Source organism: Bradyrhizobium sp. LMTR 3, assembly GCF_001693485.1.
Taxonomy (GTDB): domain Bacteria; phylum Pseudomonadota; class Alphaproteobacteria; order Rhizobiales; family Xanthobacteraceae; genus Bradyrhizobium.
In genome coordinates this window covers 84855-107769 of sequence record NZ_MAXC01000046.1, presented here as the reverse complement: position 1 = coordinate 107769, position 22915 = coordinate 84855, and the positions used below count along the sequence as shown (strand labels likewise).

19 protein-coding genes are annotated in these 22915 nt (G+C 64.1%); 9 read left to right on the top strand and 10 right to left on the bottom strand.

Going from position 1 to position 22915, the window contains the following annotated elements; translation table 11 throughout:
- Nucleotides 1–142 precede the first annotated feature (142 nt).
- From LMTR3_RS26640 to LMTR3_RS26600, 9 genes are all read right to left on the bottom strand, one after another.
- Nucleotides 143–538 (bottom strand): DUF4189 domain-containing protein, encoded by a 396-nt coding sequence (locus tag LMTR3_RS26640; protein WP_065747965.1) that lies wholly within the window; start codon nt 536–538, stop codon nt 143–145.
- 149 nt (nt 539–687) lie between these two features.
- Nucleotides 688–2292 (bottom strand): NTP transferase domain-containing protein, encoded by a 1605-nt coding sequence (locus tag LMTR3_RS26635; protein WP_065747964.1) that lies wholly within the window; start codon nt 2290–2292, stop codon nt 688–690.
- Nucleotides 2289–2993, bottom strand: a complete 705-nt coding sequence (locus tag LMTR3_RS26630; RefSeq protein WP_065747963.1) for an XdhC family protein — start codon at nt 2991–2993, stop codon at nt 2289–2291. The genes LMTR3_RS26635 and LMTR3_RS26630 overlap by 4 nt, the downstream gene beginning before the upstream one ends.
- Entirely contained in the window at nt 2990–3319 is a 330-nt protein-coding gene (locus LMTR3_RS26625; RefSeq protein ID WP_025589337.1) for an XdhC family protein, read from the bottom strand. Before LMTR3_RS26625 ends, LMTR3_RS26630 begins: the two co-directional genes overlap by 4 nt.
- Nucleotides 3320–3330: 11 nt before the next feature.
- Entirely contained in the window at nt 3331–4536 is a 1206-nt protein-coding gene (locus LMTR3_RS26620) for a vWA domain-containing protein (RefSeq protein ID WP_065748236.1), read from the bottom strand.
- A 106-nt stretch (nt 4537–4642) separates the two neighbouring features.
- Nucleotides 4643–5551, bottom strand: coding sequence for an AAA family ATPase (locus LMTR3_RS26615; RefSeq protein WP_065747962.1), 909 nt, complete (start codon nt 5549–5551; stop codon nt 4643–4645).
- 49 nt (nt 5552–5600) lie between these two features.
- Nucleotides 5601–6404, bottom strand: a complete 804-nt coding sequence (locus LMTR3_RS26610) for an FAD binding domain-containing protein (protein WP_065747961.1) — start codon at nt 6402–6404, stop codon at nt 5601–5603.
- 69 nt (nt 6405–6473) lie between these two features.
- Nucleotides 6474–6953, bottom strand: coding sequence for a (2Fe-2S)-binding protein (locus LMTR3_RS26605; RefSeq protein WP_028349934.1), 480 nt, complete (start codon nt 6951–6953; stop codon nt 6474–6476).
- A 175-nt stretch (nt 6954–7128) separates the two neighbouring features.
- Entirely contained in the window at nt 7129–7575 is a 447-nt protein-coding gene (locus LMTR3_RS26600) for an SRPBCC family protein (protein WP_065747960.1), read from the bottom strand.
- A gap of 157 nt (nt 7576–7732) precedes the next feature.
- On the opposite strand from LMTR3_RS26600, the gene LMTR3_RS26595 reads away from it, so the two are divergent.
- The 3 genes from LMTR3_RS26595 to LMTR3_RS26585 all read left to right on the top strand — a co-directional run bounded on the left by LMTR3_RS26595 (nt 7733) and on the right by LMTR3_RS26585 (nt 10389).
- Nucleotides 7733–9088, top strand: coding sequence for a 3-carboxy-cis,cis-muconate cycloisomerase (locus LMTR3_RS26595; protein ID WP_065747959.1), 1356 nt, complete (start codon nt 7733–7735; stop codon nt 9086–9088).
- A 17-nt stretch (nt 9089–9105) separates the two neighbouring features.
- Nucleotides 9106–9888: a 3-oxoadipate enol-lactonase gene (gene pcaD / locus LMTR3_RS26590; protein ID WP_065747958.1), complete on the top strand. Its 783-nt coding sequence runs from the start codon at nt 9106–9108 to the stop codon at nt 9886–9888.
- Nucleotides 9889–9996: 108 nt separating this feature from the next.
- Entirely contained in the window at nt 9997–10389 is a 393-nt protein-coding gene (locus LMTR3_RS26585) for a carboxymuconolactone decarboxylase family protein (protein WP_065747957.1), read from the top strand.
- 164 nt (nt 10390–10553) lie between these two features.
- Here the strand turns inward: LMTR3_RS26585 and LMTR3_RS38675 are convergent, their stop codons facing one another.
- Nucleotides 10554–10715, bottom strand: coding sequence for a hypothetical protein (locus LMTR3_RS38675; protein WP_171578229.1), 162 nt, complete (start codon nt 10713–10715; stop codon nt 10554–10556).
- A 275-nt stretch (nt 10716–10990) separates the two neighbouring features.
- On the opposite strand from LMTR3_RS38675, the gene LMTR3_RS26580 reads away from it, so the two are divergent.
- From LMTR3_RS26580 to LMTR3_RS26555, 6 genes are all read left to right on the top strand, one after another.
- On the top strand, nt 10991–11908 hold the full coding sequence (locus LMTR3_RS26580; RefSeq protein ID WP_065747956.1) for an ABC transporter permease subunit: 918 nt from the start codon (nt 10991–10993) through the stop codon (nt 11906–11908).
- 11 nt (nt 11909–11919) lie between these two features.
- On the top strand, nt 11920–13239 hold the full coding sequence (livM, locus tag LMTR3_RS26575; RefSeq protein ID WP_141686819.1) for a high-affinity branched-chain amino acid ABC transporter permease LivM: 1320 nt from the start codon (nt 11920–11922) through the stop codon (nt 13237–13239).
- A complete protein-coding gene (locus LMTR3_RS26570; RefSeq protein ID WP_065747954.1) occupies nt 13236–14069 on the top strand; it encodes an ABC transporter ATP-binding protein in 834 nt (277 codons plus the stop codon). Before livM ends, LMTR3_RS26570 begins: the two co-directional genes overlap by 4 nt.
- Nucleotides 14070–14214: 145 nt before the next feature.
- On the top strand, nt 14215–14949 hold the full coding sequence (locus tag LMTR3_RS26565; RefSeq protein WP_028349942.1) for an ABC transporter ATP-binding protein: 735 nt from the start codon (nt 14215–14217) through the stop codon (nt 14947–14949).
- 285 nt (nt 14950–15234) lie between these two features.
- Entirely contained in the window at nt 15235–16353 is a 1119-nt protein-coding gene (locus tag LMTR3_RS26560; protein WP_057843730.1) for a branched-chain amino acid ABC transporter substrate-binding protein, read from the top strand.
- Nucleotides 16354–16615: 262 nt separating this feature from the next.
- Complete coding sequence (locus LMTR3_RS26555) at nt 16616–22906, top strand: HAMP domain-containing protein (protein WP_065747953.1); 6291 nt, start codon at nt 16616–16618, stop codon at nt 22904–22906.
- Nucleotides 22907–22915 lie beyond the last annotated feature (9 nt).

The following is a 22915-nucleotide window of genomic DNA, read 5'->3' as shown; positions in this document are numbered from 1 at the left end:
CGCCAACGACACCATCGATTTGCTGGACGTAAGGCCGAATGAATTGCACCATTACGGCTGGGAGTAAGCCTGACTGCCGCGTCGCTTAACGTGAGCGACGCAGCATTCTCATGTCGGCTTTTTGAGTGCACGCCCCTTGGCGCTACCCCTTGGCGTCGCAGGCCCAGGCGCGGATCACGCATTCCTTGCCGCCGAATTCGTAGCACTTCTTTGTCGCGGCGTTGAGCGAGCTCGAAATGCTGGGCTTCACGGCATAGCCGTGGGGGCCACAGGGATTGGTCATGTCGACCGCGAACGCGGCGCAGGCGCGCTTCATGGTGATCGCGGTGCAGGCGCCCTTGCACTGCTTCAGCGCCGCGGTGCGCGCGTCGGCTTCGGCGGCATAGTCATAGGCCTGGCCATAAGCGCCGCACTTGCCGATCGCGACAGCGCCGGCCGCCCATGCCTTGGTGATGTAGCTCGAGACGGCCAGTATCAGCGTCAATGCAACGACAAACAGCGCGCGGCGCTGTGCCGCGGCGACAGTCGAAACGATCAAAATCCCCTCCCCCGAGGTAACGGGTAGATTTTAGCGGGGGCGAGTTTCCAGTTGGTGAATGAGAGATTTTGTAGGGTGGGCAAATCGCAGCGTGCCCACCATGGTTCAGCGTAACGGAGAGATGGTGGGCACGCTGCGCTCTGCCCACCCTACGATCTTCGCGCCGCCTCCAGCGCCTGCGGCGTGTCGATGTCGAGAAACGCGCTTTGGCCCTCGACCGGCACTTCGGCCACGGCCTCAGTGTGCTTGGCGATCAGGTGACGAGCGCCGACGTCGCCGTCGAGCGTCATCAATTCCTTGAAAAAGCGGCGCGACCACAGCACGGGATTGCCGCGGCGGCCGTCGCTGACGGGGACGGCGATCAGGTGACCGCGGTCCGGCGCAAACGTCTCGATCAACTGGTCGATCAATTTTGCCGAGATCAGCGGCATGTCGCCGAGGCAGACGATGGCGCCGTCGGCGCTGTCGGGCACCGCGGCAATGCCGGCCTTCACCGATGAGGCCAGCCCGCCGGCGAAATCCGGGTTGCGAACGAACTTTACATTGAGGCCTGCCAAGGCCTGCTCGACCAATTCGGCCTGGTGGCCGGTAACGACGATCACATCCGTTGCCTTCGAGGCCAGCGCCTGCTCGGCGACGATGCGCACCAGCTTCTTGCCGTCGATCTCGGCCAAGAGCTTGTTGGGGCCGCCCATGCGGGTCGAGCGGCCGGCGGCAAGCACGATCGCGGTCACATTGCGGTTGGCTTCGGTATCGGTAACCGTGCGCGGCTGCGGCCGCGTGACGATTTCCATCAACAGGCCGCCGACGCCGAGGCCGGTGATTTCAGCGCGCGTGACCTTCAGCCCAGCGAGAAGCCGCATCAGCACCCAGTCAAAGCCGTTTTCGACCGGCGAACGTGCGCAGCCCGGCGCGCCCAGCACCGGCACGCCGCCGGCGCTGCCGATCAGGAGCAGATTGCCGGGATCGACCGGCATGCCGAAATGCTCGATGGCGCCGCCGATTTCGCTGATCGCGGCCGGAATCACGTCGCGGCGGTCGGCGATCGCGGACGCGCCGAACACGATGACCAGTTCAGCGCCGAGGCCGAGCAATTCCTTGATCGAGGAAGCCAGGGCCGCCTCGTCATGCGGAACGCGCCGCTCGGCGATGATGCTGGCGCCGGCAGGCGCCAGCCGCTCCGCCGTCACCCGCAGGGTCTTGTCGATAATTTTTGGCGAGAGCCCTGGTAGCAGCGTCGAGACCACGCCGACCCGCTTGATGACGTAGGGCGCAATCCGCAGCACATCGCGACCTGCAGCGGCCACGGCCGCATCGCGCAGCTTCGCCTCGATCCCGAACGGAATCAGTTTTACCGTTGCGATCATCTCGCCTTCGACCACCGGCTTGAAGGCTGCGAGCGTCGCAAAGGTGATGGCTTCGTCGACGCCGTTGATGCGGTCGACCGCGGCGCGGTCGACCACCAGCACGCCGGCCTGTGCGGCGAACAGATTGGCGCGGCCGGTAAAGGCGCGCTCGACATTGACGCCCTCGCCCGCAACCGCCTGCGCGATGCTGGCGGCGGCTTCGTCTTCGGAGACGTCGCCCTCCTCCAGCCGCACCACGACGATTTCCTTCACGCCTACCTTGTCGAGCGCCTCGACTTCGGCGGGCCCGATCGTGGTGCCCTTCTTCAGCACCAGCGAACCCTGCCGCAGCGTGTGCACCGTGACGCCGCCAATCGCATCGGCCGGACTGGCGGGACCGAACTTCATGCCGCCTGCACCTTCGCGGTTTCTTTCGGCAGCCGCAGCTCGGCGGTGATCTCGGCCATGATCGCGACCGCGATCTCCGAGGGCGACACCGCTCCGATCGAAAGGCCGATCGGCGCATGGATGCGCGCGATGTCGGCGTCGGACGCGCCCTGCGCCTTCAGCCGCTCGGCCCGCTTGGCGTGGGTCTTTCGCGAGCCGAGCGCGCCGATATAGAAGCAGTCGCGCTCGAACGCGTGCAGCAGCGCCGGGTCGTCGATCTTCGGATCGTGCGTCAGCGCGACAAACGCCGTGTAGTGGTCGATGTTGAGCGGCGGCAGCGCCACATCGGGCCATTCCGCGATCAGCGGCACGTCGGGAAAGCGCTCGGGGCTGGCGAACGCCGTGCGCGGATCGACCACCGTCACGTCGTAGTCAAGCGATCGCACGAGCGGCGCCAGCGCCTGGCTGATATGAACCGCGCCGACAATGACAAGCCGTGCGGTCGGCGCATAAACGTTGAGAAACAGCTTCTTGCCGCCGGACTCGACCATGCCGCTCTTGCCCATGCGGAGCTGTTTCGAAAGCTCGGCGCTCAAGGGATCGGTCGCGATGTCCTTCGCCTTCACCAACCGCTGATCGCCATTGGCGACATCGGTGACCACGACGACCGGGCGGCGCGCGGCGCGCTCGGCATTGACCTGTGTGAGGGTTTCCAGCTTCACGATTGGCCAACCTTCTCGACAAAGACACGGATGGTGCCGCCGCAGGACAGGCCGACATTCCAGGCGGTCTCGTCGGCGACGCCGAATTCCAGCATTTTGGGCTTGCCGCTGGCGATCACGTCCAGCGCCTCGGTGACGACGGCGCCTTCGACGCAGCCGCCGGAGACCGAGCCCAGAAACGTGCCATCGTCGTTGATGACGAGGCTGGAGCCGGCCGGTCTCGGCGCCGAGCCCCAGGTTTCGACCACAGTCGCCAGCGCCACGCCGTGACCGGCCTTCTGCCAGTTTTCGGCGGCCTGCAGAATGTCTTCGTCGCGATTGAGCATGGGATGCCCTTTCAAGCTGCTGAGCGGATGCGGCTCATGTGGTGCGGCGGAGGCGGCGCCGAAAGCGCCCCGATCAGCCCTTCCATCGAGGTCAAGTTATGCACCGGGCGGAATTCGTCAACGTGCGGCAGCATCATTTTGATGCCCTGCGCCTTGGCCTCGAAAGCACTGTAGCGCAGCAACGGGTTGAGCCAGATCAGGCGGCGGCAGGACCGGTGCAGCCGGTCCATCTCGAAGGCGAGCTTGGCATCCGCCTCGCGCTCCAGGCCGTCGGAGATCAAGAGCACGATGGCGCCCTGCCCGAGCACGCGGCGCCCCCACAATTTGTTGAAGGAGTGCAGCGAGGTGGCGATACGGGTGCCGCCGGCCCAGTCTTCCACCGAAGATGAGCAACTCGCCAAGGCCTCGTCGGGATCGCGCGCCCGCAGCGCCCGCGTCACGTTGGTGAGCCTTGTGCCGAACAGGAATACCGAGACGCGCTTGCGCGCATCGGTGATGGCATGGAGAAAATGCAGGAACAGGCGGGTATATTCGCTCATGGAGCCGGATATATCGAGCAGCGCCACGATCGGCGCCGGCTTCTCGATCCGGCCGAGCTTTCGGATATCGATGATCTCGCCGCCGGTGCGGAGACTGCTGCGCAAGGTTCGGCGCATGTCGAGCCGCAGGCCCTTCGCGTCGGGCTGGTAACGGCGGGTGCGCAGCTCGGCCTGCGGAAGCTTCATGTTGGCAATGGCGCGGGTCACTTCCGCGATCTCGGCTGCGCTCATCTGGGCAAAATCCTTCTTCTGCAGGATCTCCTTGTCGGAGACCGACAGCCGCAGTTCCTGCTCCTGGACTTGCGGTACCTCATCGCGCGCCGACGGCTGCGCCAACGCCTCGTGCACGCGGCGCGAGGCCGGCGGCGGCTTCTTCTTGGCGTGATCGGGCAACGGCACCGAATCCAGCATGTGCTTCCAGTCCTCGGCGGCGCGGAAGAACAGATCGAAGGCTTGGGCAAAGATCAGCATATGCTCGTGGCGCTTGACGAAGATCGCTTCCAGCGTGGCGTAGACATCGGCACGGTTGCCGATCTCGATCGCCTGCAGCGCGCTGAGGGCGTCGATGACAGCACCAGGACCCACGGGAATGCCGGCAGCGCGGAGTGCACGGCCAAAGCCGACGACATTGTCGGCCATGTGGCCGGTCGGAGGATTGAGGTGGTCGATGGTGGTCATGGTCGAACCAACTTCCGTCGTCATTCCGGGGCGACGCGTCAGCGTCGAACCCGGAATCTCGAGATTCCGGGTCTGGTCCTTCGGACCATCCCGGAATGACGAGCAATCAACCCTCGCTCGTCGCGTCCTTCAAAACCTTTTGCAGCGTATCGCCCTGCATGCGCGCGATGTCGTCCTGGTACTTCAGCAGCGCGCCGAGCGTGTCGCCGACCAGTTGCGGCGTCAGCGAGCGGGCGTCGAGCTCGGTCAGCGCAGTCGCCCAGTCGATGGTCTCGGCAACGCCCGGCGACTTGTAAAAATCCTGATCGCGCAGCGCCTGCACGAAACGGACGACCTGCTGCGACAGCTTTGCGGAAATGCCCGGTACGCGCGACTTGACGATCGCGAGCTCGCGCTCGGCTTCGGGGTAATCCACCCAGTGATAGAGACAGCGGCGCTTCAGCGCGTCGTGGATCTCGCGGGTGCGGTTCGAGGTGATGATGACGATCGGCGGATGCGGCGCCCTGATGGTGCCGAATTCGGGGATCGTGACCTGGAAATCGCTGAGGATTTCCAGAAGATACGCCTCGAACGCCTCGTCGGCGCGGTCGAGTTCGTCGATCAAGAGCACCGGCGCGCCGGCAACGTCCGGCTCCAGCGCCTGCAGCAGCGGACGCTTGATCAGGAAACGTTCAGCGAAAATATCCGACGACAATTGCTCGCGATCGGTATCGCCGGCAGCCTCCGCCAGGCGGATTGCGATCATCTGCGCCGCGCTGCTCCACTCGTAGACCGCGGAGGCGACGTCGAGGCCTTCGTAGCACTGCAGGCGGATCAGCTTGCGTCCGAGCGCCGCCGACAGGACCTTTGCGATTTCGGTCTTGCCGACGCCCGCCTCACCTTCGAGAAACAGCGGCCGGCCCATGCGCAGCGACAGATAGGTCACCGTCGCCAGCGACCGCTCCGCGAGATAGCCGCGCGAGGTCAGGAGTTCGAGCATCCCATCGACGGATTTGGGTAGCGTCGATGCACTCATGCGATGGCCAATCTTGATGCGCCGGAAATCGGCAAAATAACCGGCAAGCCTACTTCGCCGTCGCGGCTTCGACGGCGCGGCGCGTCAGCACGCCGATCAGATGCGCGCGATATTCAGCGCTGCCGTGCAGATCGCTGTTCAGCCCTTCCGGCGATGCCGAAATGCCGTCGAGCACCTTGTGCGAGAAACGCTTCTTCAGCGCTTCCTCGAACTGGGTGGCGCGGAATACGCCCTCCGAGCCCGCGCCGGTGACGGCAACGCGCACGTCGGACGGGCGCCTGGCGACGAACACGCCGACCAGCGCATAACGCGAGGCCTGGTTGCGGAATTTGACGTAGGCCGCCTTCTTCGGCAGCGGGAACATCACCTTGGTGATGATCTCGTCGCTTTCGAGCGCGGTCGTGAACAGGCCCTGGAAGAATTCCTCCGCCTTCAGCCGGCGCTTGTTGGTGACGATGGTGGCGCCGAGCGCGAGAACGGCGGCGGGATAATCCGCCGTCGGGTCGTTATTGGCGAGCGAGCCGCCGAGCGTGCCCTTATGGCGCACCGCGGGGTCGCCGATTCCACCGGCGAGTTCGGCGAGCGCCGGAATGGCTTCGCCGACGATCGGCGACGTCGCGACATCGGCATGCCTGGCGGTCGCGCCGATCACCAGCGAACGGCCCTTCATCTCGATCGCATCGAGCCCTTCGATGTGCGAGAGATCGACCAGATGCGGCGGGCTGGCAAGCCGCTGCTTCATGACCGGCACCAGCGTGTGGCCGCCGGCGATCACCTTGGCTTCTTCGTTCTTCACCAGGAGATTGGCGGCCTGCCGCACTGTCGCCGGCCGATGATATTTGAATTCGTACATGAGAACTTCCTGATCGCTACTCGAGATGAAATCGATTAGGCGAACTTGTCGATTGAGCGGGCATGTCGGTTAAGCGGATTTGGCCATTGCCTTGGCGCCGGCGGCGATCGAGGTCACGATATTCTGATAGCCGGTGCAGCGGCACAGATTGCCTTCGAGCTCCTCGCGGATGACATGGTCCGAAAGGTCGTGGCCCTTGCGGTTGACCAGATCGACCGCGGTCATGATCATGCCAGGCGTGCAAAAGCCGCACTGCAATCCGTGGTGCTCGCGAAAGGCTTCCTGCATCGGGTGCAGCGGCGCGCCGTCGGGCGCCAGGCCCTCGATGGTCTTGACCTCATGGCCGTCAGCCATCACCGCGAGCGTGGTGCAGGATTTGACCGCCTTGCCGTCGAGATGCACGACGCATGCGCCGCACTGCGACGTGTCGCAGCCGACATGGGTGCCCGTCAGCCGGAGATTTTCCCGCAGAAACTGGACCAGAAGGGTACGGGGATCGACGTTGGCGTTTACGGGATTACCGTTCACGATCAGGGAAATCTTGGCCATCACCACTCTCTTGGGCCGCACTGCCGGAGCGGGCAACGCAGACGTTTATAGTCATTCCAAAGCCCATAATATGGGCCATCCCGACAATGAGCAACCTCAGGAGCCCCCCTCCTGGGACATGGCCTGAGTGACTTGCCTGTTCGACAGGGCTGGCGTGTAAGAATCAGCCTCTGAATCAGCCCTGCACAGCCTTGCCGAAATTGTTGAAAAATTCGTCGGCCAGCTTCTTGGCCGCGCCATTGATCAGCCGCTGTCCGAGCTGGGCCAGCTTGCCACCAATCTGCGCCTCGACATTATAGCTCAGCAGCGTGCCGCCATCCTTGTCGGTCAGCGCCACCGTGGCGCCCCCCTTGGCGAAGCCGGCCACACCGCCCTCGCCTTCGCCCGTGATCTTGTAGCCGTTGGGCGGGTCGAGATCGCTCAGCATGACCTTGCCCTTGAAGCGGGCCGAGACCGGCCCGACCTTCATCTTGGCGACGGCGCGGAAGCCGTTATCCTCGGTCTTTTCCAGCTCCTCGCAGCCGGGAATGCAGGCCTTCAACACTTCCGGATCGTTCAGCTTGGCCCATACGGCCTCGCGCGACGCCGCAAGCTGGACTTCGCCGTTCATCGTCATGGCCATGGGGGTGCCTCCTGGATCGCGTCAACCTGATCTTTCCAAGTAAAGCACGTCCGGACCAAAAGGAAGGGCGATAAACAATGCATATTCGCAAGTGCAACAAGTGCACGGCGACAAGGGCATTGGCATTGACAGGCCGGGATGGTTAGGTCGCACGGAGATGAGCACGCCCCTCTCCCCATTGCTTGCCCCGATGCTATCGAGCGCCGCCATGCGCGCGATCTGCGACGACGCCACATGCCTGCAGAATATGCTGGATTTCGAAGCGGCGCTGGCGCGCGCCGAGGCCGCCCTCGGGGTCATTCCAGCGAGCGCGGCTGCGCCGATCACAAATGCGTGCCGGGCCGAATCATTCGACATCGCCGCATTGGCCGACGCGGCGACCAAGACTGGCAACCTCGCCATCCCCCTCGTCAAGGCGCTGACCGCAAATGTCGCCAAATCGGACGCGGCGGCCGCACGCTATGTGCATTGGGGCGCGACCAGCCAGGACGTCATCGACACCGCCGCCATGCTCGGTCTTCGTGCCGGCATCGATGCGCTCCTCGCCGACATCGATCGCGCGATCGCAGGCTTTGCCGGACTGGCGCGACGGCATCGCCACACGCCCGTGGTCGCCCGCACCTGGCTGCAGCATGCGCTGCCGATGCCGTTCGGGCTGAAGCTTGCCGAATATGCCGCTGCATTGCATCGCTCGAAGCTGCGCCTGCAGCGCGCGCGCAGCGAGGCGCTGGCCCTGCAATTCGGCGGCGCCGCCGGCACACTCGCAGCCCTTGGAGACAAGGGATTGGCGGTCGCGGAAAAACTGGCCGAGGAACTGAAGCTGCCACTGCCGGACGCGCCCTGGCACACCCACCGCGACCGCATCGCCGAAGCGGCCTCAGTACTGGCCATCGTTACCGGCACCTGCGGCAAGGTCGCCCGCGATGTCTCCTTAATGATGCAGACCGATGTCGGCGAAGCGTTCGAGCCCTCGGGCGAAGGCCGCGGCGGCTCTTCCACCATGCCGCACAAGCGCAATCCGGTCGCGGCAGCCAGCGCGCTCGCGGCAGCCACCATGGCGCCCAATCTCGCAGCGACGATATTTGCCGCGCAGGTGCAGGATCACGAGCGCAGCGCCGGTCCGTGGCACGCGGAATGGCCGACACTGCCGACGCTGCTGCTCGTCACCTCGGGCGCGCTAGCGGCCATTGTGGATATTGCGGAAGGGCTCGAAGTCGACGCCGCGCGCATGCGCGCCAATCTCGACGCGACCGACGGGCTGATCATGGCCGAAGCGGTGGCGATGGCGTTGGCCGAAAAGATCGGCAAGAGCGACGCGCATCATCTGGTCGAGGCGGCGAGTAAGAAGGCGGTCAAGGAGAAAAAGCATTTGCGCGATGTGCTGATGAACGACTCGAAAGTTACCGCACAGTTTGGTGCCGATACGATTGCAAATCTTTTCGAACCGATGGCCTATCAGGGCGCCTCGCAAGCCCTGATCGACCGTTTGCTCGCTTCGCTTCACGACGAATAAGAGACCGGAGACCTCCCATGCCGATGATCAACGCCGACGGTTGCCTGCTCAACGTATCCGTCGAAGGCCGCGACGGCGGACCGACGCTGATGCTCTCGAACTCGCTGGGCTCGACCATGCAGATGTGGGAGCCGCAGATGAAGGCGCTCACCCAGGTGTTCCGCGTCATCCGCTACGACCGGCGCGGCCATGGCAAGTCGAGCGTGCCGCCCGGGCCCTACTCGCTGGAACGATTCGGCCGCGACGTGCTGGCGATCCTCGACGATCTCAACATCGCGCGGACGCATTGGTGCGGCCTGTCGATGGGCGGCATGGTCGGGCAATGGCTGGGCGCCAACGCGCCTGACAGGTTCGGCAAGATCATCCTGTCCAATACCACCTGCTATTACCCGGACCCGACGCGCTGGCACGAGCGCATCAAGGCGGTGAAGGACGACGGCATCGCCGCGGTGGCCGATACCGTGATGGCCGGCTGGCTGACGGCGGACTTTCGCGAGCGCGAGCCGCAGATCACCGCCAACATGAAGGCGATGATGCTGACCACGCCGGTCGAGGGCTACATCGCCTGCTGCGAGGCGCTGTCGACGCTGGACCAGCGCGAACTGCTGCCCAAGATCAAGAGTCCGACGCTGGTAATCGCCGGCCGCCATGACATGTCGACGACGGTCGCGGATGCCGAATTCATGCGCAGCCGGATCCCCGGCGCGGGCATGACGCTGCTGGATGCCGCGCACATTTCGAACGTCGAGCAGCCGCACGCCTTCACCGACGCGGTGATCGGTTTCCTGACGCAACGGTAGAACGATCGTCGTCATTCCGGGGCGCCTCGAAGAGGCGAACCCGGAATCTCGAGATTCCGGGTTCGATGCTTCGCATCGCCCCGGAATGACGACGATGGAGGAGACATCATGGACGACAACCAACGCCGCGATGACGGCATGGCCCAGCGCCGCAAGGTGCTCGGCGATGAATGGGTCGACAAGTCGATCAAGAACCGCAACGCGTTCAATACCGACTTCCAGGACCTGATCACCCGCTATGCCTGGGGCGATATCTGGACCCGGCCGCATTTCGACCACCGCACCCGCCGCGTGCTCGTGATCGGCACCATGGTGGCGCTGGGCCAGTGGGATGAATTCCGCCTGCATGTGCGCGCAGCGCTCGCCGAAGGCGGCTTCACGCCCGACGACATCAAGGAAATCCTGCTGCAGCAGGCGATCTATTGCGGCGTGCCGGCAGCCAACCACGCCGTCAAGGAGGCGAACGCGATCATCGCCGAATTAGGTTTGCTGAAGAGCTAGCCATCCCCGTGTCCCGGACGCGGTGCAGCGTGTAACGCTGCACCGCCAAGGGCGCTGCGCCGCGTCCGGGACACGAAGTTGGCAACGCACAAGAAGTTGGCAACGCACAAAAAGAAAAGCCCCACCTTTTCGGCGGGGCCTTTTCTGTCCTGGCATATGCCCTTCTACTCTGGCATCTGCCGTGGATCCTGACTGGGTTTCTGACCCTGACGCCCCGGATCCTGCTGCTGCTGGCCCGGCTTCTGGCCGCCGCCCTGCTGCTGCTGACCGGGCTTCTGACCCGGGTTCTGGTTCTGCTGGCCCGGGTTCTGGTTCATCTTGCTCATCGAGGGATCTCCGTTGTTGAGGCGTAGCCCGAATTAACGGAGAGCCGCGGCGTCGGTTGCAGCGGAACAGCGGTTCCGGTGGGATCATCGGAAGGCAACGCCGTGTCCGGAGTGTGGCGCCGGAACCGCCTGCGCAAAAACTAGCTCTGTACAAGCCAAATAAGCCGCAGCCGGCGCTGTTGCCGCCCCTAGTTCCCACTGTTAGAAAATGCCACGACGCGTCGTCATGGGCTGCCGGAGCTCTCGCCGCGTCCTCATACAAAAAACGGCAGCGCATGGATTATTTCGCCCAGCAACTGATCAACGGCCTCGTGCTCGGCTCGATCTACGGCCTGATCGCCATCGGCTACACCATGGTCTACGGCATCGTCGGCATGATCAATTTCGCCCATGGCGATATTTTCATGATCGGCGGCTTCATCGCCTTGATCACCTTCCTGATCCTGGTCTCCTTCGGGCTTACCGCCATCCCGCTCATCCTCCTGATCGTGCTGCTGGTATCGATGGCGATTACCGCGCTCTACGGCTGGACGGTCGAGCGTATCGCCTACCGGCCGCTGCGGCACTCGTTCCGCCTCGCGCCCATGCTCTCCGCCATCGGTATGTCATTCGTGCTGACCAATTATTCGCAGGTAGCCCAGGGCGCGCGTGTCAAACCGGTGCCGCCGATCATTACCGGCGGCTATACCCTGCATGAGGGCTCGGAAGGCTTTGTGGTGCAGCTTTCCAACATCCAGATCATCGTGGTCGTCACCACCATAGTGCTGCTCGCGCTGTTCACCTGGCTGGTGTCGAACACCCGGCTCGGCCGCGACATGCGCGCCTGCGAGCAGGACCAGACCATGGCCTCGCTGCTCGGCGTCGATGTCGACCGCACCATTTCCATGACGTTCGTGATTGGTGCTGCGCTCGCTGCGGTGGCCGGCATGATGTACCTGCTCTATTACGGGCTGGTCGATTTTTTCATGGGCTTCGTCGCCGGCATCAAGGCGTTCACCGCGGCCGTGCTCGGCGGCATCGGCTCGCTGCCCGGGGCGATGCTCGGTGGTCTCCTGATCGGCCTGATCGAGACGCTGTGGTCGGCCTACTTCTCGGTTGAGTACAAGGACGTCGCCGCGTTCTCGATCCTGATCGTGGTCCTGATCTTCCTTCCGACCGGCCTGCTCGGCCGGCCTGAAGTCGAAAAAGTCTGACGGGCCGCAGCGTGAGCGCACCCCCCGCCGCCCAAACCTCGCGCGCACCTGGCGCCGCCTTCATCCTGAAGAAAGCGCTGATCAGCGCGTTCGTGGCGCTGGTGCTGTTTTCGCTGATGATCGGCGTGCGCACCGAGGCCGGCCCGCAGGGGCAATTGGTCTACTGGACGCGCTTCGACGACCTCGCCATCATGGTCGCAGCCGTATTCGGCGGCAGCATCCTCGTCGAACTGCTGCGGCGATGGTGGGGACCGGTCGACACCGTCAGGGTGGTGCCACCTTCGGTGCAAAGCGCGCTGTCGCTCGCCGGACGCCTGGTCGCGCCGGTGCTGCTGGTATTTACGTTCCTGGTGCCGGTCCTGTTCTACAACGAGCGCTACATTCTCGACCTCGCCATCCTCGTGCTGACCTATGTGATGCTCGGCTGGGGGCTGAATGTGGTGGTCGGCCTCGCCGGCCTGCTCGACCTCGGCTATGTCGCGTTCTATGCGGTCGGCGCCTATTCCTACGCGCTGCTGGCCACCAATTTCGGGCTGTCGTTCTGGATCTGCCTGCCGCTCGCCGGCATCCTCGCGGCGTTCTGGGGCGTGCTGCTCGGCTTTCCAGTGCTGCGGCTGCGTGGCGACTATCTCGCCATCGTCACGCTGGCCTTCGGCGAGATCATCCGCCTCGTCCTGATCAACTGGCAGACCCTGACCGGCGGGCCGAACGGCGTCACCGGCATTCCCCGGCCCACCCTGTTCGGCATTCCGCTGACGCCGGCCGACGACGGGCTGGCCGCCCTGCTCGGCATCGAATTTTCGCCGACGCACCGCATCGTATTTCTGTTTTACATTATCCTGGCGCTGGCGCTGCTCACCAACTGGGTCACGATCCGGCTGAGGCGCCTGCCGATCGGCCGCGCCTGGGAGGCGCTGCGCGAGGACGAAGTCGCCTGCCGGGCGCTTGGCATCAACACCACCACGACCAAGCTGACCGCGTTCGCGACGGGGGCGATGTTCGGCGGTTTTGCCGGCGCGTTCTTCGCCACAAGACAAGGCTTCATCAGCCCGGAATCCTTCACCTTCCATGAATCGGCATTGGTGCTGGCGATCGTGGTGCTGGGCGGGATGGGCTCGCAGCTCGGCGTGGCACTGGCGGCGCTCGCCATGATCGGCGGCTTCGAGCTATTCCGCGGGCTCGACCAGTACCGCATGCTGGTGTTCGGCATGGCGATGGTGCTCTTGATGATCTGGCGGCCGCGCGGCCTGATCGGCCATCGCGCGCCGACCGTGTTCCTCAAACGCAGCGAGGCGATCTCGTCCGACCTCGTCAAGGAGGGGCACGGATGAGCGGCAATCCGATTCTCTCCGTCGATCGCCTGTCGATGCGCTTCGGCGGCATCGTCGCCGTCAACGACCTCTCGTTCGACGCCGAGCGGCGCAAGATCACCGCGCTGATCGGGCCGAACGGCGCCGGCAAGACCACCGTCTTCAACTGCATCACCGGCTTCTACAAGCCGACCTCGGGCGCCATCGGCCTTACCCATGATGATGGCCATGCCATCCGGCTCGAGCGGCTGAACGATTTCCGGATTGCCAAACTGGCCAAGGTCGCGCGCACCTTTCAGAACATCCGCCTGTTTCCCGGGATGACGGCGCTGGAAAACCTGATGGTCGCACAACACAACGCGCTGATGCGCGCATCCGGGTTGACGTTCCTTGGTCTGATCGGCGCGCCATCCTGGCGTCACGCCGAACAGGCCGCGATCGACCTGGCGCGGACCTGGCTCGACCGCATCGGTCTTCTGGATCGTGCCGACGATGCCGCCGGCAACCTGCCCTATGGCGACCAGCGGCGCTTGGAAATCGCGCGCGCAATGTGCACCCAACCCGCCCTGCTCTGCCTCGACGAGCCGGCTGCGGGATTGAATGCGCGCGAAAGCGCTGCATTGAGCGAATTGCTGCTCTCGATCCGCGCCGACCAGGGCACCTCGATCCTTTTGATCGAGCACGACATGAGCGTGGTGATGGAAATCTCCGACCACGTCGTGGTGATGGACCACGGCGTCAAGATCGCCGAAGGCACGCCGCGCCAGATCCGCGACGATCCCAAGGTGATCGCGGCCTATCTCGGCGCCGACGAGGAGGAAGCCATCGCGGTGATGGAGAGCGGAACGTGAGCGAAGGTCTGCACGTTTCCCGGATGCGGTGCAGCGTGCAACGCTGCTCCGCTGTTCCGGGATCCATAACTCCGGATCTGACAGGTCCCGGTTCTGCACAGCGGCACTACGCGCCGCAGTGCGCCCGGGACACAGGGACCATCGCATGACTCACCCCCTGCTCGCGATCCGCTCGCTGCGGGCGGCTTACGGCAAGATCGAGGCGCTGAAGGGCGTCGATCTCGACATCAACGCCGGCGAGATCGTCGCGCTGATCGGCGCCAACGGTGCCGGCAAGTCGACGTTGATGATGACGATCTTCGGCCGGCCCCGTGCCCGCGCCGGCCGCATCGAGTTCGACGGCCGGGATATCACCGGCGTGCCGACGCATGAGATTGCGCGGCTGCGGATTGCCCAGTCGCCCGAGGGCCGCCGGATTTTTCCGCGCATGAGCGTGGCGGAAAACCTGCAGATGGGCGCCGACGCGACCGACAGCAGCGAGGCCGACCGGGCGAGCGGCCTGGAACGCGTCTTCGCGCTGTTCCCGCGGCTCAAGGAACGCATGACCCAGCGCGGCGGCACGCTATCCGGCGGCGAGCAGCAGATGCTGGCGATCGGCCGGGCCCTGATGAGCCGGCCGCGCCTGTTGATGCTGGACGAGCCGTCGCTGGGGCTGGCCCCCCTGATCGCGCGGCAGATTTTCGATGCGATCCGGACCCTGAACCGGCAGGACGGCCTGACCGTGCTGATCGTCGAGCAGAACGCCAACCACGCGCTGAAACTGGCCCATCGCGGCTATGTCATGGTCAACGGCCTGATCACGCTGTCCGGAACCGGCAGCGAATTGCTGCAGCGCCCGGAAATCCGCGCCGCCTATCTGGAAGGTGGCCGGCGGGAGTAACGGTCGATGCGTTCCCCGGATGCTGCGCAGCACGAAGTGATGCGCTGCTGATCCGGGGTCCACCTTTTAAGCGACGAAGCGGGTCCCAGCTCTGGGGAGCAGCGCTGAAGGAGCGCTGCACCGCGTCCGGGACACGGCAAACTGCGGCAAGATGCTGCGAACGGACCGTGGATTTGCCCGAAAATTGCCGATGACTTCGCCGTAAAATCAGCCGACAATAGGCGTGATTTTGGTACCCGGCCTGCCGGGTGCTTCCTGAAATCGACTGACCTGCGAGGACACCTCATGAAATCACTGAAACTTATCGGCCTGGCATTGGGCGCATCGCTGGCGCTATCGACAACGGCGCTGGCGCAGGACATCTCCATCGCAGTGGCGGGCCCGATGACGGGCGGCGAATCCGCATTCGGTCGGCAGATGAAGAACGGTGCCGAACAATTCGTGGCCGACATCAACGCCGCCGGCGGCGTGCTCGGCAAGAAACTGGCGCTGCAGGTCGGCGACGATGCCTGCGACCCGAAGCAGGCGCGCTCGATCGCAGAAAAATTCGCCAGCGCGAAAATCCCGTTCGTTGCCGGTCACTTCTGCTCGTCGTCGTCGATCCCGGCGTCGGAAGCCTACGCCGACGGCAACGTGCTGCAGATCACGCCGGCCTCGACCAACCCGTTGTTCACCGAACGCAAGCTGTGGAACGTGGCGCGCGTCTGTGGCCGCGACGACCAGCAGGGCCTGGTTGCCGCCGACTACATCGTCAAGAATTACAAGGGCAAGAACGTCGCCATCCTCAACGACAAGACCACCTACGGCAAGGGCCTCGCCGACGAGACCAAGAAGGCGCTCAACAAGGCTGGCGTCACCGAGAAGATGTTCGAGTCCTACAACAAGGGCGACAAGGATTTTAACTCGATCGTGTCGCGGCTGAAGCGCGACAACATCGATCTGGTCTTTGTCGGCGGCTATCATCAGGAAGCCGGCCTGATCCTGCGCCAGATGCGCGACCAGGGCCTCAAGACGGTGTTGATGGCGGGCGATGCCCTGAACGACAAGGAGTTCGCCTCGATCACCGGCCCGGCCGGCGAAGGCACCCTGTTCACCTTCGGTCCCGACCCGCGCAACAAGGCAACCGCCAAGGCGATCGTCGAAAAGTTCAAGGGCAAGAACATCGATCCCGAAGGCTACACCCTCTACACCTACGCTGCGATGCAGGTCTGGTCGCAGGCTGTGGCAAAGGCAAAAACCACCGAACCGAAGAAGGTCATGGAAACCATCAAGGCCGGCGAATGGGACACCGTGCTCGGCAAGCTGGGCTTCGATGCCAAGGGCGACATCAAGGTGATCGACTACGTCGTCTACAAGTGGGACGCCAAGGGCAACTACACCGAGATCAATCCGAAGGGGTCCTGATCTCCTTCGTCGATCAGCGCCGATCACAACATCAAACGCCCCGGCCTGCCGGGGCGTTTTTATTTTCGGTTCCGAATAATTTTTAACCCGCTGGAACAATTGGGTTCCCACGGCATTGTGGAGAGTTGGGGCTGAGTTCCATGTCATTGATTTCACGACCTTAACCGTTGTTCCAACTTGATCTGCCATGGGGCAGCGGGTCTATTCGTGAAAAATGCATTTCAGCCAATGAGATTTTGCGCGAACTGGCCGAGGAGACACCATGAGTGATCTTTCCCCTGGAGCATCTCCCTCCGCTCGCCGGGTCGCCAAACCCAAACCACCCCACACCAACGGCACGTCCGATCCGATGCAGGATCTTTTGCACGCGTTGCAGGCCATGCGCGCCGGCGATTTCTCGGTACGCATGACCGGCGATCATCTCGGCATCGAGGGCAAGATTGCCGACACCTTCAACGAAATCGTCGCCTCCAACCAGCGAATGGCGCAGCAACTGGAGCACGTCGGCCAGGTCGTCGGCCGCGAAGGCAAGACGCGCCAGCGCGTCAAGTTCGACCTCACGAGCGGCTCGTGGGCGGACATGGAAGGCTCCGTCAACACGCTGATCGACGACCTGCTGTGGCCGACCCGCGAAGTCACGCGCGCGGTCGCCGCGGTGGCACAGGGCGATCTGCTGCAGACCGTGCAACTCAATGTCGACGGCCGCCCGCTGGGCGGCGAATTTCTGCAGTCTGCCACCATCGTCAACACGATGATCAAGCAGCTCGGCGTGTTCACCTCGGAAGTGACGCGCGTGGCGCGCGAAGTCGGCACCGAGGGCAAGCTCGGCGGCCAGGCCCAGGTGCCGGAAGTGACCGGCGTCTGGAAAGACCTGACCGAGAGCGTCAACTCGATGGCCAACAACCTCACCGGCCAGGTCCGCAACATCGCCGAAGTGACCATTGCGGTCGCAAATGGCGACCTGTCGAAGAAGATCACGGTCGACGTCCGCGGCGAGATCCTGCAGCTCAAGGAAGCCATCAACACGATGGTGGACCAGCTCCGTTCCTTCGCTTCCGAAGTGACGCGCGTGGCGCGCGAAGTCGGCACCGACGGCAAGCTCGGCGGCCAGGCGATCGTTCCCGGCGTCGCCGGCACCTGGAAGGATCTGACCGACTCCGTCAACGCGATGTGCGGCAACCTCACCGCACAGGTCCGCAACATCGCCAATGTCACCACCGCTGTCGCCCGCGGCGACCTCTCGCGCAAGATCACGGTCGACGTCCGCGGCGAAATCCTCGAGCTGAAGGACACCATCAACACGATGGTCGACCAGCTCAACTCGTTCGCATCAGAAGTGACGCGCGTGGCGCGCGAGGTCGGCACCGAAGGCAAGCTCGGCGGTCAGGCCCAGGTGCCTGGTGTGGCCGGCACCTGGAAGGACCTCACCGACAACGTCAACTTCATGGCTTCCAACCTGACGGCGCAGGTCCGCAACATCGCCGACGTCGCGACCGCGATCGCCGGCGGCGACCTTTCCAAGAAGATCACCGTGAACGTCTCGGGCGAAATCCTTCAGTTGAAGGAAACGCTGAACACCATGGTCGACCAGCTCAATGCCTTTGCCGGCGAAGTGACGCGCGTGGCGCGCGAAGTCGGCACCGAGGGTCGGCTCGGCGGTCAGGCCAACGTGCTCGGCGTCGCCGGTACCTGGAAGGACCTCACCGAGAGCGTCAACTCGATGGCCTCCAACCTGACGGCACAGGTCCGCAACATCGCCGAGGTGACGACCGCGGTCGCCAATGGCGACCTGTCGAAAAAGATCACGGTGGACGTCCGCGGCGAAATTCTGGAGCTGAAGGACACCATCAATACCATGGTGGACCAGCTCAACGCCTTTGCCGGCGAAGTGACGCGCGTGGCGCGCGAAGTCGGCACCGAAGGTAAGCTCGGCGGCCAGGCCAACGTGCGCGGCGTCGCCGGCACCTGGAAGGACCTCACCGACAACGTCAATTCGATGGCCGGCAATCTCACCGGCCAGGTCCGCAACATCGCCGAGGTCGCGACCGCGGTGGCCAAGGGCGACCTGTCGAAGAAGATCACGGTGAACGTCTCGGGCGAAATCCTTCAGTTGAAGGAAACGCTGAACACGATGGTCGACCAGCTCAACGCCTTTGCCGGCGAAGTGACGCGCGTGGCGCGCGAAGTCGGCACCGACGGCAAGCTCGGCGGCCAGGCCCAGGTGACCGGTGTCGCCGGCACCTGGAAGGACCTGACCGACTCCGTGAACTCGATGGCCGGCAACCTCACCGCGCAGGTGCGCAACATCGCGGAAGTGGCGACCGCGATTGCCGGCGGCGACCTCTCGCGAAAAATCACCGTCGACGTGCGCGGCGAAATCCTGCAGCTCAAGGAAACGCTGAACACGATGGTCGACCAGCTCAACCGCTTCGCCGGCGAAGTGACCCGCGTGGCGCGCGAGGTCGGCACCGAGGGGCGGCTCGGCGGCCAGGCCAATGTGCCCGGCGTCGCCGGCACCTGGAAGGACCTCACCGACAACGTCAACTCGATGGCCGGCAACCTGACCGGCCAGGTCCGAAACATCGCCGAGGTGACCACGGCGGTGGCGAAAGGCGACCTGTCGAAGAAGATCACCGTCGACGTCAAGGGCGAGATTCTCGAACTGAAGAATACCGTCAACACGATGGTCGACCAGCTCAACGCCTTCGCCTCGGAAGTGACGCGCGTGGCGCGCGAGGTCGGTACCGAAGGCAAGCTCGGCGGCCAGGCCCAGGTGCCCGAAGTCGCCGGTACCTGGAAGGACCTGACCGACAACGTCAACTTCATGGCCTCGAACCTGACGGCACAGGTCCGCAACATCGCCGAGGTCGCAACCGCGATCGCCGGCGGCGACCTCTCCAAGAAGATCACGGTGGACGTCCGCGGCGAGATCCTGCTGCTGAAGGATACCCTCAATACGATGGTCGAGCAGCTACGCTCCTTCGCGGCCGAAGTGACGCGCGTGGCGCGCGAGGTCGGCACCGAGGGCCGGCTCGGCGGCCAGGCCGTGGTGCCGGGCGTCGGCGGCACCTGGAAGGATCTGACCGACAACGTCAACCTGCTGGCGGCCAACCTCACCACGCAGGTGCGCAACATCGCGGAAGTCACGACCGCCGTGGCGCGCGGCGACCTGTCGCGCAAGATCACCGTGGACGTGAAGGGCGAAATCCTCGAACTGAAGAACACCATCAACACGATGGTCGACCAGCTCAACGCCTTTGCCGGCGAAGTGACGCGCGTGGCACGCGAGGTCGGCACCGAGGGCAAGCTCGGCGGTCAGGCGCAGGTCCCGGGCGTCGCCGGCACCTGGAAGGACCTCACCGACACCGTCAACTTCATGGCGGCGAATCTGACCGAACAGGTCCGCGGCATCGTCAAGGTCGTCACCGCGGTCGCCAACGGCGACCTGAAGCAGAACCTGACGGTGAAATCGAAAGGCGAAGTCGCAGCCCTTGCCGACACCATCAACAACATGACCGAGACGCTCGCGACCTTTGCCGATCAGGTCACCAGCGTGGCGCGCGAAGTCGGCGTCGAGGGGCGCCTCGGCGGCCAGGCCAACGTGCCCGGCGCGGCCGGCACCTGGAAGGACCTCACCGGCAACGTCAACCTGCTCGCCGCCAACCTGACCTCGCAGGTGCGCGCGATCGCCGAAGTGGCTACCGCCGTGACCAAGGGCGACCTGACCCGCTCGATCCAGGTCGACGCCCGCGGCGAAGTGGCCGAACTCAAAGACAACATCAACACGATGATCGGCAACCTGCGGCTCACCACCCAGGTCAACACCGAGCAGGATTGGCTGAAGACCAACCTCGCACGATTCACCAACATGCTGCAGGGCCAGCGCGAACTGTCCACCGTCGGCCGGCTGCTGCTGACCGAACTGGCGCCGCTCGTCAACGCGCATATGGGCGCGATCTACCAGGTGGAGAATGCCGAGGCGCCGCAATTGCGCCTGCTCTCCCCCTATGCCGGCGATGGCGCCAATCCGCATCCGCAGCTCGTGCAGCTCGGCGAAGGATTGATCGGCCAGTGCGCCATGGACAAGCGGCAGCGGCTGATATCGGATATCCCCAGCGACACCGCTCCGATCAATTCGGCGCTGCTGCGCGCGATCCCGAAGAATATCGTCGTGCTTCCGGTGCTGTTCGAGAACCAGGTGAAGGCCGTGATCGAGCTTTCCTCGATCGGCTCGTTCACCACGTCGCAGATGACCTTCCTCGAACAATTGACCGACAGCATCGGCATCGTGCTCAACTCGATCGAGGCCACGATGCAGACCGAGGGCCTGTTGAAGCAATCCCAGCAGCTCGCCGGTGAACTGCAGACGCAGCAGAAGGAATTGCAGCAGACCAACGAACAGCTCGAACAGAAGGCCCAGCAGCTCGCCGAACGCAACGTCGAGGTGGAACGAAAGAACCAGGAAATCGAACAAGCCCGGCGCGCGCTTGAGGAAAAGGCAACGGAACTTGCGCTGACATCGAAGTACAAGTCCGAATTCCTCGCCAACATGTCGCACGAGCTGCGCACGCCGCTCAACAGCATCCTGATCCTCGGCCAGCAGCTCACCGAAAACCCCGACGGCAATCTGTCGCCGAAACAGGTCGAGTTCGCCCGCACCATCCACGGCGCCGGCACCGATCTTCTCAACCTGATCAGCGACATCCTCGACCTGTCGAAGATCGAATCCGGCACGGTGACGGTCGATGCAGAGGAAATCCTGACGTCGAGCCTGCTGGAGACCGTCGGCCGCCCGTTCAAGCACGAGGCGGAAAACCGCCACCTCTCGTTCAACATCGATGTCGACGAGAACCTTCCTCGCAGCCTGGTCACCGACTCTAAGCGGCTGCAGCAGGTGCTGAAGAACCTGCTGTCGAACGCGTTCAAGTTCACCGCGGAAGGCGGCGTCAAGCTGAGCGTGTCGGCCGCCGTCGGCGGCTGGAGCGCCGAACACCCGATCCTCAATCACGCGCCCGCTGTCGTCGCCTTCGAGGTGACGGATACCGGCATCGGCATTCCCCTGGAGAAGCAGAAACTGATCTTCGAGGCATTCCAGCAGGCGGACGCCGGCACCAGCCGGAAATACGGCGGCACCGGTCTCGGCCTTGCGATCAGCCGCGAGCTCGCGAGCCTGCTCGGCGGCGAAATCCATCTGCGCAGCGCACCCGGCAAGGGCAGCACCTTCGTGCTTTATCTGCCGCTGAAATATTCCGGCCCCACGATCGCGCCGCGCATCGCCGCTCCGTCGCCATTCACGTCCGCGCCGGCGCCGCAGGCCACCTCGACGCAGGAGCGGGTCGTCGAGCAATTGCCGGACGACCGCCTGGATCTCGCGCCGGGCGACAACATCCTCCTGATCGTCGAGGACGATCCGCATTATGCGCGGGTGCTGATCGATCTGGCCCGCGACAAGGGCTTCAAGGTGCTGGTCGCGAGCCGCGGCGCCGAGGCGCTCGAGCTCGCCAAGCAGTTCCAGCCGACAGCGGTTTCGCTCGACGTGTTCCTGCCTGACATGCTGGGCTGGACCGTGCTGAGCCAACTCAAGCACAGTCCGCTGACGCGGCACATTCCGGTGCAGATCATCACGCTAGACGAAGACCGCCAGCATGCGCTGGCGCGCGGCGCGTTTTCCTTCGTCAACAAGCCGACGACGACCGAGGGCGTCAGCGCGGCGCTGTCGCAGATCAAGGAATACGCCAAGCCCCGCCGCAAGCGCCTGCTGATCGTGGAGGACAATGCCGCCGAGCAGATGAGCATCACCGAACTGCTCGGCCATGACGACATCGAGATCCTTACCGCCGACACTGGCGCCGATGCCTTGTCGACGTTGCGGAACCAGCCCTGCGACTGTGTCGTGCTCGATCTGCGATTGCCTGACATGAGCGGCTTCGAGGTGCTTGACCGGCTTCGCAACGACGAAGCGCTATCGAACGTGCCGGTCGTGGTGTTCACGGGGCGGGAACTTTCGGCCGAGGAGGATGCGGAACTTCACACCATGGCGAGGAGCATCGTGGTGAAAGGCGTCGAGTCGCCGGAACGCCTGCTCGACGAAACGTCGCTGTTTTTGCACCGTGTGATCACGGAATTGCCCGTCGAGAAGCAGAGAATGCTCGAAAAGCTCAATAGCTCCGATGAGGATCTCGTTGGCAAGACCGCGCTTCTGGTTGACGACGACGCCCGCAACATTTTCGCGCTATCAAGCGTTCTCGAACGGCGCGGGATGAAGGTGCTGACCGCGACGACGGGCCATGAGGCCATCGCTCTGGTCGAATCAAATCCAAACATCGCAATCGTGCTGATGGATATCATGATGCCGCAGATGGACGGATATCAGACCATCGGTGTCATCCGCGAAAATCCGGCCTTCAGCCGCCTGCCGATCATCGCGCTGACCGCCAAGGCGATGAAGGGCGACCGCGAGAAATGCCTCGAAGCCGGCGCTTCGGACTATCTCGCCAAACCCGTCAATACCGAGCAGTTGCTGCTCGCAATCCGAATGTGGTTACACCGCTGACCGGCGTAA

Excerpts from the sequence above, each read along its gene's own strand:
- LMTR3_RS38675 (WP_171578229.1), bottom strand. The coding sequence starts at position 10,715 with ATGAGCAAGATGAACCAGAACCCGGGCCAGCAGAACCAGAACCCGGGT.
- LMTR3_RS26595 (WP_065747959.1), top strand. The coding sequence starts at position 7,733 with ATGAGCACGCCCCTCTCCCCATTGCTTGCCCCGATGCTATCGAGCGCC.
- LMTR3_RS26635 (WP_065747964.1), bottom strand. The coding sequence starts at position 2,292 with ATGAAGTTCGGTCCCGCCAGTCCGGCCGATGCGATTGGCGGCGTCACG.
- LMTR3_RS26565 (WP_028349942.1), top strand. The coding sequence starts at position 14,215 with ATGACTCACCCCCTGCTCGCGATCCGCTCGCTGCGGGCGGCTTACGGC.
- LMTR3_RS26625 (WP_025589337.1), bottom strand. The coding sequence starts at position 3,319 with ATGCTCAATCGCGACGAAGACATTCTGCAGGCCGCCGAAAACTGGCAG.
- LMTR3_RS26610 (WP_065747961.1), bottom strand. The coding sequence starts at position 6,404 with ATGTACGAATTCAAATATCATCGGCCGGCGACAGTGCGGCAGGCCGCC.
- LMTR3_RS26570 (WP_065747954.1), top strand. The coding sequence starts at position 13,236 with ATGAGCGGCAATCCGATTCTCTCCGTCGATCGCCTGTCGATGCGCTTC.
- LMTR3_RS26620 (WP_065748236.1), bottom strand. The coding sequence starts at position 4,536 with ATGACCACCATCGACCACCTCAATCCTCCGACCGGCCACATGGCCGAC.
- LMTR3_RS26555 (WP_065747953.1), top strand. The coding sequence starts at position 16,616 with ATGAGTGATCTTTCCCCTGGAGCATCTCCCTCCGCTCGCCGGGTCGCC.
- LMTR3_RS26600 (WP_065747960.1), bottom strand. The coding sequence starts at position 7,575 with ATGGCCATGACGATGAACGGCGAAGTCCAGCTTGCGGCGTCGCGCGAG.
- LMTR3_RS26585 (WP_065747957.1), top strand. The coding sequence starts at position 9,997 with ATGGACGACAACCAACGCCGCGATGACGGCATGGCCCAGCGCCGCAAG.
- LMTR3_RS26605 (WP_028349934.1), bottom strand. The coding sequence starts at position 6,953 with ATGGCCAAGATTTCCCTGATCGTGAACGGTAATCCCGTAAACGCCAAC.
- LMTR3_RS26560 (WP_057843730.1), top strand. The coding sequence starts at position 15,235 with ATGAAATCACTGAAACTTATCGGCCTGGCATTGGGCGCATCGCTGGCG.
- pcaD (WP_065747958.1), top strand. The coding sequence starts at position 9,106 with ATGCCGATGATCAACGCCGACGGTTGCCTGCTCAACGTATCCGTCGAA.
- LMTR3_RS26580 (WP_065747956.1), top strand. The coding sequence starts at position 10,991 with ATGGATTATTTCGCCCAGCAACTGATCAACGGCCTCGTGCTCGGCTCG.
- LMTR3_RS26615 (WP_065747962.1), bottom strand. The coding sequence starts at position 5,551 with ATGAGTGCATCGACGCTACCCAAATCCGTCGATGGGATGCTCGAACTC.